General features: G+C 48.2%; 14 protein-coding genes. 12 read left to right on the forward strand and 2 right to left on the reverse strand.

Features of this window, described 5'->3' with window-relative positions:
- Window positions 1-11: 11 nt before the first annotated feature.
- From HGH91_RS01055 to HGH91_RS01080, 6 genes are all read left to right on the forward strand, one after another.
- Window positions 12-1571 carry a RagB/SusD family nutrient uptake outer membrane protein gene (locus HGH91_RS01055; protein ID WP_168736610.1) on the forward strand — a complete coding sequence of 520 codons (1560 nt, stop codon included), beginning with the start codon at window positions 12-14 and terminating at the stop codon, window positions 1569-1571.
- 113 nt (window positions 1572-1684) lie between these two features.
- Window positions 1685-3943: a GH92 family glycosyl hydrolase gene (locus tag HGH91_RS01060; protein WP_247651627.1), complete on the forward strand. Its 2259-nt coding sequence runs from the start codon at window positions 1685-1687 to the stop codon at window positions 3941-3943.
- 88 nt (window positions 3944-4031) lie between these two features.
- Window positions 4032-4532, forward strand: a complete 501-nt coding sequence (locus HGH91_RS01065; protein ID WP_168736611.1) for a 2'-5' RNA ligase family protein — start codon at window positions 4032-4034, stop codon at window positions 4530-4532.
- A 67-nt stretch (window positions 4533-4599) separates the two neighbouring features.
- Window positions 4600-5106, forward strand: coding sequence for a hypothetical protein (locus HGH91_RS01070; protein WP_168736612.1), 507 nt, complete (start codon window positions 4600-4602; stop codon window positions 5104-5106).
- A gap of 110 nt (window positions 5107-5216) precedes the next feature.
- Window positions 5217-5525 (forward strand): hypothetical protein, encoded by a 309-nt coding sequence (locus HGH91_RS01075; protein ID WP_168736613.1) that lies wholly within the window; start codon window positions 5217-5219, stop codon window positions 5523-5525.
- Window positions 5519-6208: an ATP-binding cassette domain-containing protein gene (locus HGH91_RS01080; RefSeq protein ID WP_168736614.1), complete on the forward strand. Its 690-nt coding sequence runs from the start codon at window positions 5519-5521 to the stop codon at window positions 6206-6208. Before HGH91_RS01075 ends, HGH91_RS01080 begins: the two co-directional genes overlap by 7 nt.
- A 68-nt stretch (window positions 6209-6276) precedes the next feature.
- Here HGH91_RS01080 and HGH91_RS01085 read toward each other — a convergent pair whose 3' ends face one another.
- Together HGH91_RS01085 and HGH91_RS01090 are read right to left on the reverse strand one after the other, a co-directional pair.
- Window positions 6277-7038: an XRE family transcriptional regulator gene (locus HGH91_RS01085; protein WP_168736615.1), complete on the reverse strand. Its 762-nt coding sequence runs from the start codon at window positions 7036-7038 to the stop codon at window positions 6277-6279.
- Between the two features lie 58 nt (window positions 7039-7096).
- Window positions 7097-8233 (reverse strand): TlpA disulfide reductase family protein, encoded by a 1137-nt coding sequence (locus tag HGH91_RS01090; protein WP_168736616.1) that lies wholly within the window; start codon window positions 8231-8233, stop codon window positions 7097-7099.
- Window positions 8234-8321: 88 nt separating this feature from the next.
- Here HGH91_RS01090 and HGH91_RS01095 point away from each other — a divergent pair, with 88 nt between their 5' ends.
- The 6 genes from HGH91_RS01095 to HGH91_RS01120 all read left to right on the forward strand — a co-directional run bounded on the left by HGH91_RS01095 (window position 8322) and on the right by HGH91_RS01120 (window position 16580).
- Window positions 8322-8624 carry a hypothetical protein gene (locus HGH91_RS01095; RefSeq protein WP_168736617.1) on the forward strand — a complete coding sequence of 101 codons (303 nt, stop codon included), beginning with the start codon at window positions 8322-8324 and terminating at the stop codon, window positions 8622-8624.
- Window positions 8625-8697: 73 nt separating this feature from the next.
- Window positions 8698-9450, forward strand: a complete 753-nt coding sequence (locus tag HGH91_RS01100; RefSeq protein WP_168736618.1) for a helix-turn-helix transcriptional regulator — start codon at window positions 8698-8700, stop codon at window positions 9448-9450.
- A gap of 190 nt (window positions 9451-9640) precedes the next feature.
- A complete protein-coding gene (locus tag HGH91_RS01105; RefSeq protein WP_168736619.1) occupies window positions 9641-10255 on the forward strand; it encodes an RNA polymerase sigma-70 factor in 615 nt (204 codons plus the stop codon).
- 147 nt (window positions 10256-10402) lie between these two features.
- Window positions 10403-11416: a FecR family protein gene (locus tag HGH91_RS01110; RefSeq protein ID WP_168736620.1), complete on the forward strand. Its 1014-nt coding sequence runs from the start codon at window positions 10403-10405 to the stop codon at window positions 11414-11416.
- A 54-nt stretch (window positions 11417-11470) separates the two neighbouring features.
- Window positions 11471-14953 carry a TonB-dependent receptor gene (locus tag HGH91_RS01115; protein ID WP_168736621.1) on the forward strand — a complete coding sequence of 1161 codons (3483 nt, stop codon included), beginning with the start codon at window positions 11471-11473 and terminating at the stop codon, window positions 14951-14953.
- 19 nt (window positions 14954-14972) lie between these two features.
- On the forward strand, window positions 14973-16580 hold the full coding sequence (locus HGH91_RS01120; RefSeq protein ID WP_168736622.1) for a RagB/SusD family nutrient uptake outer membrane protein: 1608 nt from the start codon (window positions 14973-14975) through the stop codon (window positions 16578-16580).
- The last annotated feature ends 5 nt before the right edge of the window (window positions 16581-16585 follow it).

Genomic DNA, 16585 nt, shown 5'->3' on the forward strand with positions numbered 1-16585 from the left:
AAACTACGATTATGAACTTCAGATATTTAATGCCCCTGGCGGCAGCGGTGGTGATGGGAACCAGCTCCTGCGTGAAGCTGACAGAGGACCCGAAAGGAAATTTAACCACTACCAATTATTTCGCTACCCAGAAAGACCTGGACGCAGCAGTAAGCGCTATTTACCAGCGGCTGAGCGTAGACGGCGCCTGGGCTTTTACTAATAAAAGCACTTCTTATTTCGGCGCAGATGACCTCACCACCGATAAGGGGCTGAACAAGCAGGACTTCCGCGAGTTTGACAAGCTGGAAGGCACCAGTACCAATGAAGGCCTGAAGGCGCAATGGAATGGCCCGTGGAGTGCCATTTACCAGGCCAACAATGTATTGCTCAACTACCAGAAAGTGCCTACCACTGATGCTAATAGTGTGGATGCCCGCAACCATTCGGCCGGGCAGGCCTATTTCCTGCGCGGCCTCTGTTATTTTATGCTGGTAAGGACTTTCGGCTCCGTACCTATTGTAGACAAGCAGGCAGAAATATCTGTAGTGCCGCCAAGAGCAGACGTAGCACACATTTACGAATTCATTGTGAACGACCTGAAACAGGCCACTACATTGTTACCGGCCAAATGGTCGTCTGGAGCCGATGTGGGAAGGGCTACGAGCCTGGCGGCAAGGGCGTTGTTGTCTAACGTATACCTGACCATGGCGGGCTGGCCCCTGAATCAAACGGCCAATTACGCATTGGCGGCCACCGAAGCAGATGCGGTGATCCAGGCAAAGCAATATACGCTGATGGACGACTACCTGCAGGTATTCAGAACCAACAATAACGCAGAAAGCATTTTCGGGATCCAGTTTAATGTAGGTGGTAATGCGCCTAACCGCTCTTTCGGGTCTACCAGCGTACCATTGGAAGAAACCGCACTGGACGGTTCCGGCGGCTGGGACGATTTTTACCCCGAGGTCAATTTTTACCTGAATGCGCCCAAATGTAAACGTACCGATGAAACGTTTTACACCACCATCAAACTCCGGAATGCGGATAATAAAACGTACACGCTGGTGAATTGGGACAACCCGCTCACCAATGCCCGGCATCCTTATTATAAGAAGTTCCGCTATGGTGTAGGAGACGGGGTACAGGAAACAGACAACACCATTATACAAATTAAGCCCAGCACCAATAAAACCACAGACGTGATCCGTTATGCCGAAACGCTGCTCACTTACGCAGAAGCTGCCGCTATGTCGGAGGGAAATCCTTCCGCTAAAGCGTATAGTGCCGTAAATGAAGTAAGGCACCGGGCGGGATTACCCCCTTTAACACCAGGCTTGCCGGCAGCCGCCTTCCGCGATTCGGTGGTATATGAAAGAGCCTACGAGTTTGCCGGCGAATTTGGTCAACGCTGGTTTGACATTGTGCGATTGCAGCTGTTACCCAAAGTGTTGGCAGCCCGCAGCACTACGGCAGAACAAAATAAGATCAACAGCAATTCGCTGACGAACCCGGGGCCCCGGTACCTGGCCCCGATACCATTTGGTGATCTGAGTCTCAGCCCCGGCTGGACGCAGAACCCTGGCTACTGATGCTTCCTGATTTGACCCGTAATAGTTTAATCATGCCTTGTGCATGATTAAACTATTTTGTTAATTCGTTGTGCAGCCAACAGCAATTTCTCTCGGCGTATAAACTATAGTGAATGAATAAAGTAATGTGGAAGCTGTGCAGCCTTTTATTGCTCACACCTTTTGTATCCTTGCCGGGCTATGCCGCCACTGCGGCCGGCCACGACTCTGTTCCCGGACCTAAGCAAAGTATCGACCTGATAGATCCTACCATTGGCAACGTAGGACAACTGCTGGAACCAACCCGGCCCACTGTGCAGTTGCCTAACCAGCTAATACGGTTTACGCCACAGCGGAAAGATTTTATGGACGACCAGATCGACAACTTTCCATTAACCATTGTATCGCATCGCTTAGGGCAGGTATTTGCGCTCAAACCCACTTTGCAGACGCCTTCAAAGCAAGCCTGGCAAGCCAGGATGGCGTATGACCATAACCTGGAAGTGAACAAGCCCTGGTATTATGCTACCTGGCTGCTCGACGATGAGATCAACGTGGAGTTTACTGCCGGCAGGAAAACAGGGTATTACCGTTTTCGTTTCCCGCAAAACAAAAGCAAGTCGCTCTTGCTCGATGTATATAATGATGGTGCATCGGCCTTTCAATTTTTACCTGGCAACGTGCTTACCGGCATGGAAACCTATAACGGCGATATCAGGATATACCTGTACGGCGTATTCAGCGAAACCGGCACGCCTGGTGTAGTAGAACAGGACCAGTTAACGAACCATACCAGCGTTAGCGGCAAAGGCAGCAAGGCCTGGATCACTTTCCCGGCCGCCACCAAAGAAGTGACCTTTAAATATGGTATCAGCTATATCAGCGCCGAGCAGGCAAAAAAGAACTATGAAACAGAGATCAGCAAAAAAGACTTTGACGCCGTAGCTGCCAATGGCAAAAAGGCCTGGTCGGAGGTGATGTCGCAGGTACAGGTGAAAGGAGGTACGCTGGCGCAGCAGCGGTCTTTTTATACTGCCTTATACCGCTGTTATGAAAGGGCGGTGGATATTACGGAAGATGGACAATATTATAGCGGTTTCGATAAACAGGTTCACCGCGACAGCCGTCCGTTTTATGTAGATGACTGGTCCTGGGATACCTACCTGGCCCTGCATCCGTTGCGAATGATCCTCAACCCAGCCAGGGAGGAAGACATGCTGGAATCGTATGTACATATGTACAAGCAAAGCGGCTGGATGCCTACTTTTCCCGTATTGTTTGGCGACCATGCCTGTATGAATGGCTTCCATTCTTCCGTGGTAATGCTGGATGCCTGGCGCAAAGGGCTGAAGCGCTTCGATATTGAGAAAGCGTATGAAGGTATGCGCAAAAATGCCACGGAGGCTACCATGCTGCCCTGGCGTAATGGCCCAAAGACGGTGCTGGACGATGTATACCGGGAGAAAGGATATTTCCCCGCCCTGCACAAAGGGGAAAAAGAAACGGTGCCCGAAGTACATAGCTTTGAAAAACGACAGGCCGTAGCGGTGACGCTGGGCGGCGCGTACGACGATTGGGCCGTGGCCGAACTGGCGGGCGATCTGCGCAAAACCGGTGATCAGCGTCTGTTTGCACCCAGGGCTAAAAATTATAAAAACCTGTGGAATGCCGATAAAGGATTTTTTCTTCCGAAAGATGACACAGGCGAGTGGATCGATATCAATGTAAAGTATGATGGTGGCCTGGGTGGGCGCGATTATTATGATGAAAATAATGGGTGGACTTACCTGTGGCAGGTACAACAAGACATTCCCGGGTTGATTGGGTTAATGGGAGGGAAGCAGACCTTCGTTAACCGGCTGGATCAGCTGTTCCGCGAACCGCTGGACATGTCGCGGTATACTTTCTGGAATAAGTTTCCCGATGCCACCGGCCTGGTAGGGCAGTATTCCATGGGAAATGAGCCCAGCTTCCATATTCCTTACCTGTATAACTATGCCGGCGCCCCCTGGAAAACGCAGCAGCGCATCCGGTTTTTACTCGATGCCTGGTTTAAAGACAATATCTTCGGCATTCCCGGCGATGAAGACGGTGGCGGTATGTCGGCTTTCGTAGTATTTTCTTCCATGGGATTTTACCCGGTAACGCCGGGTATCCCGGAATATACCATCGGTAGTCCTGTATTTGAAAAGGTAAGTATTGCTTTGCCCAACAAAAAGCAATTTACCGTCATTGCGCATAACAGTTCTGTCGTAAATAAATATATCCAGCAGGCAAAGTTCAACGGGCAACCTTTGAATAAGCCCACGTTTACTCACCAGCAGCTGGTGGATGGCGGCACCCTGGAGTTGTTTATGGGCCCCAAGCCCAATAAGAGCTGGGGCGTACAATAGCTCGCAAAGCAGCAAAGGAGCAAAGCACTTTTGTTCCTTTGCTGCTCTGTTCCTTTGCGCCTTTGCGGGAAACCTTATCTTCGCTGGTATGAAGATGATCGTTACACTGGAACTGGATACCGCAGCCAACAACTTCTTTAACCAGCTGCGCCAGCAATATTACCCCGCCCATGCCAACCAGGTAAATGCTCACCTGAGTTTATTCTACTCCCTGCCCGACGAGCCGGCCATTCCTGCTACCTTGTCCACCTTTACGGCCCATACCCCTTTTTCGCTGCAGGTGAGTGGGTTGCAACGCTATCCTAACGGCCTGGCCTATACGCTCACGGCCGACACTTTATTGTCGCTGCACCAGGCATTGCAACAGCATTGGGAACCCTGGCTTATTCCGCGCGACCGCCAGCCTTTGCGTCCGCATATTACTATTATGAATGGGGTAACCGATTTCAAGGCCCAGCAGCTGTATGAAAAGTTGCAGTCATCGTTTCAGCCCTTTGTTGTACAGGCCACCGGGATAGGATTGTGGCAATACCAGAAGGGCCCGTGGAAACTAAAACAGTTGTATGCTTTTGATATGCGCGAGAGATAAAATGTATGTATGATGTAAATTTTTTATATTTACATCGTCAAAAACCACATACGCGAAATACCTACCTATGAAACAACGCTACTTATTATTCCTTATCCTATTGATGGGGTCCTTCTTTTCCATGTCGGCTCAGCAAAATGTGAGCAATCCCGGCAGCCGGGCCAAGGCGGCCATCCAGTTTACCAAAATACTGGAAGAAGCAGCTATGGCTTATCCGCCGCATTTGTCTTACCTGACAGAGCAGGGGGCTAAAATTGAATCTGCTTTCCGGATCAGTGAAGACGGTACTTTATCGGTTACTTTCCGTTACCCGGTAGAAAACAGCTTTGCCCTATATCGCCTTACCGCGCCTATCAGCGCCATAAAGAGCGTATTCTATGATTATTATATAGGACTGGAGTTTGAAGGAGCGGTGGTAAACATTACTGAAAGCGACAAAGGCAGCCGGGAACTGAAAGAAAGCAATAAGATAAACCTCTTTCATATTGCGATGCCTGGCGACGGCCCGAATGGCGAACGCCTGAAGGCACGATTTGAGCAGGGGTTGCAGGCCTTCCGGGAAAATTATAAATAGGGCGGGCACGCAAGAAATAAAGCAGCAAAGTCGCAGGGAACTTATCTACCTCTATGTGGCTTTGCTGCTTTGTGTTTTTGTAGGTTATATTTAATGTGTAAACGCACTACATGAAACTTTTACTTCATTATCATAAATCGCTCAGCAGTTTTAATATTCCTTTTTCATTGTTTGCGGGGGGATTTGGGTGTGCGATGAATGGCAATACTTTTAGTGGTTATATGACCGGTTTCTTGTTGTCGCTGCTAAGTGGCGGTTTCCTGCTGTCGGTATTTTTTTATGAGTTGAGATATGCATCCCGTTATTATTTCTATTATAATAAAGGTTATTCCAAAACGCGGCTGGTGGGCATATCCTATCTCTTAAATGTAGGCCTGTGGGGTGTTTACCAGCTTATCAAAAATATAGGACTATGGTGAGAAATGAATTGTTGGCCGACAGTGTATATAAATGCTTTGGTAGCTGGGAAATATTAACAGATTGTTTTGTGCGTTGTTATACCGGGGAGGTAATAGGTATTTTAGGGAGAAATGGTTGTGGCAAGTCTACTTTCCTGAAAATCATTTTTGGCGCCATGGCTGCTGAACATAAGTATGTCAGCATAAATGGCAAAAAGTATGATGCGCCGTATAAAACAAAAGGGCTGATGGCTTATTTGCCGCAGCATGATTTTTTACCGGGTAATCTGACAGTGGAAGAGGTAATCCGTTTGTATGCAGATAGCAAGGAAGAGCGGGAGCGCCTTTTACAACATGCCTGGGTCATTTCTTATCTCCGTCATAAAGTGGATGCCTTATCCGGAGGGGAATGCCGCTACCTGGAGATATTGTTGCTGGTCAATTCTCCCGTTCAATTCATATTACTGGACGAACCGTTTAATGGATTGGATCCGCTGATGAAAGAAAAGGTGGTAGCGTTGATCCAGGCTGCCCGTGCCAGTAAAGGGTTTATTATCACTGATCACGATTATCGTAATATTATTGCCACCAGCGATCGTATTATTTTAGTCACCAATGGCGTGTTTAAAAATATCAGCGATTTGGAAGAGCTGGAACACTGGCAGTATTTGCCACCGGGGCACGCAAAGGAGCTAAGGAGCTAAGCAGCAAAGAATATAAAGAGAGAATAAGTCTGTCCTTATTTCCCTTATTTTCTTTGCTGCTTAGCTCCTTAGCTCCTTTGCGTGCCCTTTGTCTCAGGCAGTTGTTTACTGATATATCCTATGAACGTCCATATTTCAAAGACTTCGTCGATATGCACAGTAGTAGTATCGTAGGCACTGTTGAGCGAATGAAGCGACAGCGTCCTGTTTTGCTTAATGTGATTACCCACTACTTTGAAAACGATTTCTTCCTCTCCACCTTTCAATATCAGTACGCAGGCGGTATTATTTTTCAGGTGTGACCAGTCTTCCAGGTATTGGGCAATAATATGGCTGCCATCGGGGATGGGCTCCATAGAGTCGCCGCTGATGGGAAACATGCGGATGGTTTTGCCCCTGGGTAGTTCCGGTAGCGTGAATTTAGGCAGTGCCGCGATAAATGCCGGGTCGCTAAAGCCGCTGCGGTAGCCAGCTCTGGCTTTTGCGGGCACATACTCCATATTTTCTTCGTTATGGTCATCCACGGTAATAGGCAAAATGCGTATATGCCTGCCCGTGAGATCTATCTTTTTGCCAGCTTCCAGCTCTTCCAGCTGGGCCTCCGGGAGCAGCGACAGGTCTGTTTTTATGAGCAGGTCCATGTCTACCTGGAAGAATCCTGCAATCAATACCAGGTCTTCCATCCGTGGGTTGCGCGTTTTACCGCTTTCCTGTGCGGTGATTTTATTCCTGTTGAGTCCCAGTAAACCGGAGAGATGTTGTTGTGAGATTTTCTTTCGTGTCCGTAATAGTTTTAGATTAGCGGCCCAGAAAAGGGGCTGTTTGTCCATGTATTATATATTTATAATAAATTATATTTATAATTAATAAGGACAAATGTAGGGCTTTTTACGGATTCTGCGGTTGTAAAAGGCTGCTGAGTTGTTGTTTGATAGATTCGCCATGCAGGTCTTTATTAAAGATCATACCGGTAGAATCGATGAGATAGTTTTGTGGAAGGGCTTTCACGCTGTAGGTTTTAGCGGCATCGTTTTTATCTCTCGCAGGGTCGGAGAGGTTCGTCCAGGTGAGGCTGTCCTGCCGGATGGCTTCCAGCATATATTTCCGGTCAACCGGCGGATCGAGGGCGATGCTGATCACCGTAAAGTTTTTGTCTTTGAAGGCATTGTAGGCATCCCGGATATATTGGTGTTCGCGGCGGCAGGGTTCGCACCAGGAGGCCCAGAAGTCGAGCAGCACTACTTTTCCTTTAAAGTCGGAGAGGTGTACCGGCTTCCCGTTGATATCGGGTACCATAAAATCCGGCGCATCGGAGCCGATGGTAAGGTTCCTGGCTCGTTGTATCTCCTCTCCAAAGTCTTTACCGGCGGGGGTACTGCGTATTCTTTCCGACAGTTTTTTGAAGATGGGTTCTATTTCATCGGGGTTGATTTGTATGCCGGCAAGTTCTATCAGGGCTACGAGGCTATAGTAAGAATCGGGGTTTTCGGCGATGTATTTATGTTGCAGCAATTTTTTGGCTTCGTTGGCCACCTGGTATTCCTGGGTGATTTTAGCCTGTTCGGCAGGCGTGGCGCCGCTACGGTTATATTTTTTTGTAAGTCGCTCCATGGGTTTGCGGACGGCTTTGAAGTAGCTGTTATAATTTTTTAGTTCCAGTACAATGGGGGAACTGATGCGTGCACCGTTGATGCTATCGGTGGCCGTTACCCTGGTATCGCCCCGGTCGAGCACAAATATTTTCAGGTCGGCGTTGGGGGGAAGTTGGTTGGCATCCATACATCCGTTGTGATGATCTACCACCAGCATGGCATGTACAGGTCCGTCTATCGTTCCTTCAAAATGAAATGCTCCATTAACGGCTTCCGTAGAATCCACCACTAATTTTTCATTGATTATTTTATGCAGGTATACTTTGGCGGGTCCATTCTGGCGGGTAAACTTTCCGTTTAGTACGTAGGTTACAGGCTGGGCGGTCATAAAAATGGGCCAGCTCAATAAGGCGCAAATTGTTATTTTTTTCATAAGATACTTATCTGCATCCGAAACTATTAACAAAATTTGCTCAATTCGTGTTCGAATCTATTTGTTAATCAGGAATAACAAAAAAAGTATGGCCAATCATAGTAAATCGCCTCATATACTCAATACCTCTACCAATCTCCTGGGATTTTGCCTGATTGTGCTGACTTCCATCAAGGTGGCCCGGCTGAATAATGCCACTATTATTGACGATTGTACCGGGATTGCGGCCATATTGCTGATGGCGAGTTGTTTGCTATCCTTCTTATCGATGAAAACGCGCCGGGAGAAACGTGGAGAACGACTGGAGCAAATAGCTGATTATACGTTCCTCGTGGCACTGATATGTGTGAGTATTACAATTGTTTTTGTATCTTTTAATATCCTGAGCTAAAAAAGCTGGCTATTGGTTGTACCCGTTAACAACGATAGGTAACGGTTTTCCTGTTAGTAAATTTGAAATGCCTATGTATGAAGCAGCCAGAAAAATATGGAAGGTAGTCGCGGAAAACGTGGCGCCACCGCTGTCGATACCCGAATTGGATATACAAAAAAAGATACTTCCCTTTTTCCAGGTAGGAGACTGTTATTACTTTATTTTTAATGCCACCAGGGGAGAGTTTGATTATGTACATCCCGGTATTGCTGACATATTGGGCTATAAGGCAGAGGAATGTACCGTGGCCAAAATAATGAGTTATATACATCCCGAAGATATTGGCCGGTTCCTGGATTTTGAACAGCAGGCGGTAGCTTTTTTTGAATGGTTGCCTATTGATAAAATACTGAAATATAAAGTGCGCTACGATCTGCGCGTGCGCAAGGCCGACGGGCAGTACCTGCGGATGCTGCACCAAACCACGCCGCTGCAGCATGGCGAAGATGGCGCCATATTGCGTACTTTCGGGGTACATATCGATATTACCCACCTGAAATCATCCGGGCCGCCGGTCTTATCTTTTGTGGGAATGGATGGAGAGCCGTCTTATTTAAATATAGATATTAAGAAAGGGTTTAGCCCCTCGCATGAAGTGCTGACCCGGCGGGAAAAACAGGTGTTGGAGTTGTTGCTGCTGGGCATGCCGAGCCGGAAAATTGCGGAAGAGTTAAATATCAGCCGTCAAACGGTGGACAAGCACCGCAAGAACATGCTGCAAAAAACAGGTATCCGTTCTTCCGCCGAAATGGTGGTAAAAGCCCTGAAGGAAGGTTGGGTATAGGCTGCTGAGCTTAATAAAGCGTATTTTTAACACTTAAACAGGGCAGGGGACGTTGTTGTTTTTATTGTTCCTTTTATTTATTATTGCTCCCGGAAGGGCGCCAACCAAAATATAGCCCTTACCAGGCAACCAAATCAATACAGCGTTTTCTTTTTTTTTGTCCATTTAGCAAAAACGTTTTAGCGCAACCATGAGCATGGGTGAAATCAGTGAATGGCAGATGCAGATAGCACGTTATGATGATGAGCAGGCTTTTTCGAGGCTGTTTCGTCACCAGTACGAGCGGTTGTTGCAGTTTTGTATCCGGTACGTACACGTACGGGAAGTGGCAGAAGAAATTGTGTCCGATGTGTTTGTAAAGCTCTGGAACCGCCGCAGTGAGCTGGAGAAAGTATCCAATTTACAGGTATATCTTTTCGTGGCGGTGAAAAACCATTCGCTCAATTACCTGGAGCAATATTCCCATTTACGTATTGTACCGCTATCAGGATCGGATACAGCGGATTTGTGCAATAGTGTAGACCTGGAGCGGGACCTGGAATGGAAGGAAATGCGTTTCAAAATGGACCAGATCGTGGCCGCCCTACCCGCTCAATGCCGGCGTATTTTCCAGCTGATCAAAGAAGATGGCTTTAAATATAAAGAGGTGGCCGAAATCCTGGGTATTTCTCCGAGAACCGTAGAAACCCAGTTGTTCCGGGCCATGCGCCGCTTGAATGAAGGCCTGGGCGCCCTGGGAAAACCAAAGAATGTGTTGCCCCCCTTGCTGATATTGCTGGCGCTTTCTTTCCCGGGAATATGCTGACCCATATCAACAGTACCGTTTTGGACCATTGTTTTGTCTTTTTGCTCCGCTTATTATCATCTCTCCCGAAAAAAATAAAAAAATATTTTCCCGGCCTGTAAGTAATTCCTGCTTCGGTACCTGTCCTTATTCCTGAACAGATTCCATATGATGATAAACGAAGCGCATTTTGTATTACTGGTCACGCGCAAGCTGGCAGGATCTGCCAGCCCGGCAGAGCTGTCGGAGCTGGAACAACTGCTGGTCCAACATCCGGCATTAAAAGAGCGGTACAACCAACTGTGCCACTATTTTAATGATGCCCGGCACCTGGCGGCGGAAGATACAGAACAGGCCCTGCAACGTACCTGGGCTAAAATTAAATCGCCTCCCGTGGCGGCGCCGGTAAAAATAAAACACATGACCACCTGGAAATGGGCCGCAGCAGTGGCTGCCGCCGCCTGTTTGCTTGGGGGAATGCTTTACTTTTTTAATCAGCCGGCAAAGGTAACCGCTCCCGTTGCCCAACAATGGCTGAAACGTAAAAATGGCCAGGCTACCCGCTCCTTTATCGAGCTGGCAGATGGCAGTAAGATATGGCTGAATGCAGAAAGTATGCTCACCTATCCGCAGCAATTCAACGGCAACAGCCGGGAAATTTACCTGGAAGGAGAAGCCTTTTTCGATATCGCCACCAATGCGAAACGGCCGTTTATTGTGCACCTGAAGACCGGTACCATCAAAGTATTGGGTACCTCCTTCAACATCCGGGCGTACGAAAACGAACCGGTACAAACCGCTGTGGTAACGGGAAAAATTGCCTTCATCCCCCGGTATGAAGATGCCCGGAAAGCCAGCGATACCATCCTGGTAACACCGGATGTAAAGATTACCTACACCGCCAGCAGCGGTACCCTGGTGAAAAATAATACCATCGGCGCCGAAGATAAGGCCTGGACGGAAGGACGGCTGATCTTCAAAAATGCAACGCTCGAGGAAATAGGCGCGAGCTTGCAACGCAATTTCAACCGGCAGGTCATCTTCGAAAACAATGCACCCAGGCAGTGCCGCCTTACCGGCTCCTTCCATAATAATTCGCTGGAAGATATTATGTATTACTTAAGCAGATCAAAAGCATTCCATTATCGTATCACTGACTCAACGCTTGTTATCGGGGAATAACAGGTATCTCTAAGCCAACGTCAAACATTTATTCATTTTAATCACCACTACGTTATGAGAAAGGAACTATACAAGCCTTCTTTTCGCCAGCCTTTCCTGTCACTGATTGTTTGTTTATCGTTGCTGAGTGTGCTGGACCTGCATGCACAGGTGGCCTATGCGGCAGGCCTGCGGCGGCAGGTACAGCATCAGCCGGCAAAGGAACGGGAAAGACCGCCAGCGCTCAACTACCTGGTTAGCCTGCAGGTAGAAAATGCCACGCTGGCACAAGTACTGGAAAAAATAGAAGCACAAACCTCCCTGGTATTTGTATATGCCAACGACGATATCAAAGCAGCGCAAAAAATATCCCTTACCGTAAAGGATAATAAGCTGGATGATGTGTTGCAGATGATCCTGCCACCACTGGAAATCCATTATGAATACATCGCCAATAAAATTATCCTCAAAAGAGGTGATGCCAGCACTATCGGCACACAACAACAGGAACTGATCATCACCGGCCGGGTAGTGGATAACAAGGGACAAGCCATTCCCGGCGTAAATATCCGCCTGAAAGGGCAAAGCATAGGTACTGTTACCAACGCAGAAGGGAGCTATACGCTGAAAGTGCCGGCGGTAGCGGCAAACGGGGTACTGATATTTTCTTCTATCGGGTATACGGCCACTGAAATCGCCATCAACGGAAGAACCAGTATCATGGTAACACTCAGCGCCGATTCAAAAGACCTGGGAGAAGTAGTGGTTACCGCCTACGGACAACAGCAGAAAAAGCAGGTGACCGCCGCCATCAGCACCGTATCTTCCAAAGACATTACCAGCAGGCCTTCTGTGAACATGTTCCAGGCTTTACAAGGACAGGCGCCCAACCTGATCATGCAGCAGAATACCGCTGAACCGGGAGCGGCTATGACCATGAACATCCGTGGAGTAGGTAGCTTAACCGGTAACGCACCACTGGTAATCATTGATGGTATACAAGCCGGCAACAGCGGCTTGCAAAACCTGAACCCTTATGATGTAGAAACCATCTCTGTATTAAAAGATGCCGCATCGGCCGCTATTTATGGTTCCCAGGCGGCTAACGGTGTCGTATATATTACTACGAAAAAAGGTAAGAAAGATGAGCGCCCTTCCGTACAATATAACGGCATGTACGGCTGGCAAACGCCTACTACACTGCCCCGGCAGGTAGAAGCCTGGCAGTATATGACCCTGAAAAATGAAGCGCTGGTGAACTCCGGTAAAACACCGCAGTTTTCACCTTCCGATATCAGGTACTGGCACGACCGTGGTTCCGAACCTGGTATGCTTTCCGAAATGATCCGGAAATATACGCCGCAGCAAAATCACAATATCAGCCTGACCGGCGGTGGCAAAACCAGCAGCTACCTGCTTTCCCTGGGATACCTCGATCAGGGAAACATGCTGCAAAATAAATATGTGCCACAGGACTTCTTCTATAAAAGATATAATGCCCGTTTAAACGTATCCGTCGACGTCAGTAAATACGTGAAAGTGAGTGGTAACGCGGCGTATACCCGTTCCAATTTCCGTACACAAGTAGCCGATATTGGTATGCTGATCCGCGATGCAATGCGCGTACCACGCATTTACCCGGTAAAAGATACCCTGGGTAACTGGGTCGTGCCGGCCCTCACCAGCAACAGCGTATTTGCGCAGCTGGCCGATATGGGATATAACCTGAAATCGGTCGATAACCTGATGGGAGGACTCGATGTGGTGATCACACCGGTGAATCATTTCAGGATTAACCTGAATGCCTCCGGTAATTATAACATGGAGAATAATACCAGCCGTACCAACAAATTTAGCTATGCGCCTTATTATACAACGGCCACACCGCCCATGTATAACGAGTTGCATCAGAACGAATACAAAGACCTGACCACCAACATCTATGCTACAGCGGAGTATGAAAATACCTTTGGTAAGCACTATGTGAAAGGACAGGTAGGCGCGCGCAGTGATGCTATCAATGAAAGCTATGGCCTGAGAGCAGACCGGTTTGGTACCACCAATCTTGACAACGACTGGTCTATCGGTGGCGGTTATATCCCTAAACCAGATGGTACCTACGACTACCGGGATATAGGCACGTACAACGATATACGTAATCCGAATTTATATGCGCTGAATTCCTTGTTTGGCCGTTTGAACTACGCTTACAACGACAAGTACCTGGCAGAGTTTACCTGGCGGTATGACGGTTCTTCCAAACTGGCGCCGGGTCACCGCTGGCAGTTCTTCCCCGCGTTTTCACTGGGATGGAGACTGACAGATGAAGCCTTCATGGAAGAAGTGAAAAACCGTATCGGTAACTTTAAGCTGCGTTATTCCTGGGGACAGGTGGGTAACTCCAATATTGGTGGCTTCAACTATTTGTCGCGTGTAAGTATCAACAACGCCAACTATTCCTTTAATAACTCTATCGCGCCTGGTAATACCTTTTCTACTTACAACGACCTGTTGAAGTGGGAAATTTCCACCATGAGCAACTATGGTGTGGACGCCGATTTCTTCAATGGCCGGTTAACTGCTTCCTTCGATTATTTTGATAAGATGACCACGGGTATTTACCTGTTCCAGACCGTACCGGGTACCGCGGGTACATCTGCGCCGCTGGAAAACGTAGGTAAGGTAGATAACAAAGGCTGGGAGTTTACCATAAACTATCGCGCTACTACAGGAGCTTTTCATCACAACTTCGGGTTTAACCTGGCAGATAACCTGAACAAGGTGATCAAATTTGGACAGGAATCAGTGCGTGGTTCGGACGTCACCTTTATCATCAAAGAAGGCTACCCGATTGCGTCTTACTATGGTTATAAGTCCAATGGTTTATACCAGAACCTCGACGATCTGAAGAACGCGCCTAAAGTACCGTTTGCCTACAACCAGCAGGTGATGCCGGGAGATATCAAATACATAGACCGTAACAAGGATGGCGTGATTGATGAAAACGACCGCTATATCTTTGGGAACCCATTCCCCCGCTATACTTTTGGGTTTACCTATAATGTGAGCTGGAAAAACTTCGACTTTACCATGTTCTGGCAGGGAGTGGGTAAGCGTTCGCAGTTCCTGCGCGGCGATATCGTAGAGGCCTTTCACAACAATGAAGATCATGCCATGGTGCAGCACCTGGATCGCTGGACGCCCACTAATCCCGATGCCAGCTATCCCCGTTTAACCATTGGGTCGGCAGATGCCAACAACTTTGCTTATTCCGATTACTGGTTATTTGACACCAAATACCTGCGCCTGAAGAACCTGCAGATCGGTTACAGTCTGCCTGCGTCGCTGATGAGAAGAGCAGGCATGCAGGGTGTTCGGGTATACTTCACCAGCCAGAACCTGATAACCATTACGCCTAAACGTTTTCGTCAACTGGGAGTGGATCCTGAGTTTTCGCAATTCGATGATAAGTTGAGCATGTCTAATTACAACCCTATTGCCGGGCGTAATTACCCGAATGCGGCCACGTTTTCTTTTGGTGTAGATGTAAAGTTTTGATGCCTAAACAATCACATGTATGAAGAAGTTAATTTTATCGATAATAGTTGCCGCGGGTTTGTTTAGCTGTCGTAAGCTGGATCAACCGATTACACGGGAGTTTACCGAAACCTCCTACTGGCGTAACTCACAGGATGCGTTAGATGCCCTGGCTGCCTGTTATGAGCATTTATCCAAGGACGATTATTTCTTTGGAGACGAGGCGCTGAGCGACAATGCCTATAACAATGGGGGAGGATTACTGAATGTAAATGCCATTGCCAACGGCGGTTATGATGGCGCCAATGGCCGCGTAGCAGATACCTGGTCTTATTACTATACCACTATTCGCCGGTGCAATACCGTTACCACCAATATCGACCGGGTGCCGGCGATGGATGCCACCCTGAAGCACCGTATAGTAGCAGAGGCCCGTTTTATCCGCGCCTATGCTTACTTCCAGCTGACCGTATCTTTCGGGGACGTACCTTTTTATACAGACCTGATTACGATTGATCAGTCGCGCGTGATTGCCCGTACCGACAAAAACACCGTACAGCAGTTTGTATTATCAGAGTTGGCCGATATCCAAAAAGACCTGCCCGCCAACACCGACCAGGCGCAGGGCGACCGTGGCCGGGTGACCCGTGGCGCTGCCATTGCTATGAGTGCCCGTGTACACCTGTTCCGTGGCGAGTGGCAGGGAGTAGTGAATGATTGTGAGCAGCTGATCGGTAAGACCAGCAACGGAACTTACTCCCTGTTTTCCAGCTACAGCAACCTGTTTACCGTAGCGAATGAATACAACCCTGAAGTGATCCTGGACCTGGAATACGGCGGTGGCCGCACGTATGATAAGCAACGCCAGTTTTTACCACAAACTATTGCCGCGCTGAGGAGTGTGCTGGTGCCTACGCAGGACCTGGTGAATGATTATATCATGACCAATGGCAAAGCTATTGCCGAAGCCGGTTCGGGCTATGATGAAAACAACCCGTATGTAAACAGGGATCCACGTTTTGAGGCCACCATCCTGCATCACGGCTCCAGAGTAACTGACTTCAACGGGGTGCAACAAACCATTTTAACGCAACCGGGATCCGTACCGGCTACCAACACGGTAGATGACCAGGGTGCTTCTCCCACCGGGTATTATTTCTATAAGTACTACGACCGGTCGGCCACCAATTATTCGTCGGGCTTAAACCTGATCCTGATCCGCTATGCGGATGTATTGTTGATGTATGCCGAAGCGAAGAACGAGTTGGGGCAAATGAATGCTACTGTCTGGAACCAGACCATTCAGCCGCTGAGAGTGCGGGCAGGCTTCGCAGATGCCGGCGCTACGCAATTTAACGCGGCCCTGAGCCAGGACCAGCAACGCGCCGTGATCCGCCGGGAAAGAAGAGCAGAGCTGGCGTTTGAGGGTTTGCGGATATTGGATATACGTCGCTGGAAAACTGCCGACGTAGTAATGAACAAGGCGGTGAGAGGGATTAAAGTAAGTTCCGGGGCTTTCAATAAAGATCCCAATGGATATATTATTGTAGAAAATCGGTTGTTCACCAACCCTAAACATTACCTGTGGCCGGTGCCTACGGTAGAACGCGATCAGAATAAAAATCTTTCACAAAACCAGGACTGGTAATCCTT

Source organism: Chitinophaga eiseniae, assembly GCF_012641265.1.
In the GTDB taxonomy this organism is placed as follows: Bacteria; Bacteroidota; Bacteroidia; order Chitinophagales; family Chitinophagaceae; genus Chitinophaga; species Chitinophaga eiseniae_A.

Coding starts and splice junctions, on each gene's coding strand:
- HGH91_RS01060 (WP_247651627.1), top strand. CDS start 1,685: ATGAATAAAGTAATGTGGAAGCTGTGCAGCCTTTTATTGCTCACACCT.
- HGH91_RS01120 (WP_168736622.1), top strand. CDS start 14,973: ATGAAGAAGTTAATTTTATCGATAATAGTTGCCGCGGGTTTGTTTAGC.
- HGH91_RS01105 (WP_168736619.1), top strand. CDS start 9,641: ATGAGCATGGGTGAAATCAGTGAATGGCAGATGCAGATAGCACGTTAT.
- HGH91_RS01055 (WP_168736610.1), top strand. CDS start 12: ATGAACTTCAGATATTTAATGCCCCTGGCGGCAGCGGTGGTGATGGGA.
- HGH91_RS01065 (WP_168736611.1), top strand. CDS start 4,032: ATGAAGATGATCGTTACACTGGAACTGGATACCGCAGCCAACAACTTC.
- HGH91_RS01095 (WP_168736617.1), top strand. CDS start 8,322: ATGGCCAATCATAGTAAATCGCCTCATATACTCAATACCTCTACCAAT.
- HGH91_RS01080 (WP_168736614.1), top strand. CDS start 5,519: ATGGTGAGAAATGAATTGTTGGCCGACAGTGTATATAAATGCTTTGGT.
- HGH91_RS01110 (WP_168736620.1), top strand. CDS start 10,403: ATGATGATAAACGAAGCGCATTTTGTATTACTGGTCACGCGCAAGCTG.
- HGH91_RS01100 (WP_168736618.1), top strand. CDS start 8,698: ATGTATGAAGCAGCCAGAAAAATATGGAAGGTAGTCGCGGAAAACGTG.
- HGH91_RS01070 (WP_168736612.1), top strand. CDS start 4,600: ATGAAACAACGCTACTTATTATTCCTTATCCTATTGATGGGGTCCTTC.
- HGH91_RS01085 (WP_168736615.1), bottom strand. CDS start 7,038: ATGGACAAACAGCCCCTTTTCTGGGCCGCTAATCTAAAACTATTACGG.
- HGH91_RS01115 (WP_168736621.1), top strand. CDS start 11,471: ATGAGAAAGGAACTATACAAGCCTTCTTTTCGCCAGCCTTTCCTGTCA.
- HGH91_RS01075 (WP_168736613.1), top strand. CDS start 5,217: ATGAAACTTTTACTTCATTATCATAAATCGCTCAGCAGTTTTAATATT.
- HGH91_RS01090 (WP_168736616.1), bottom strand. CDS start 8,233: ATGAAAAAAATAACAATTTGCGCCTTATTGAGCTGGCCCATTTTTATG.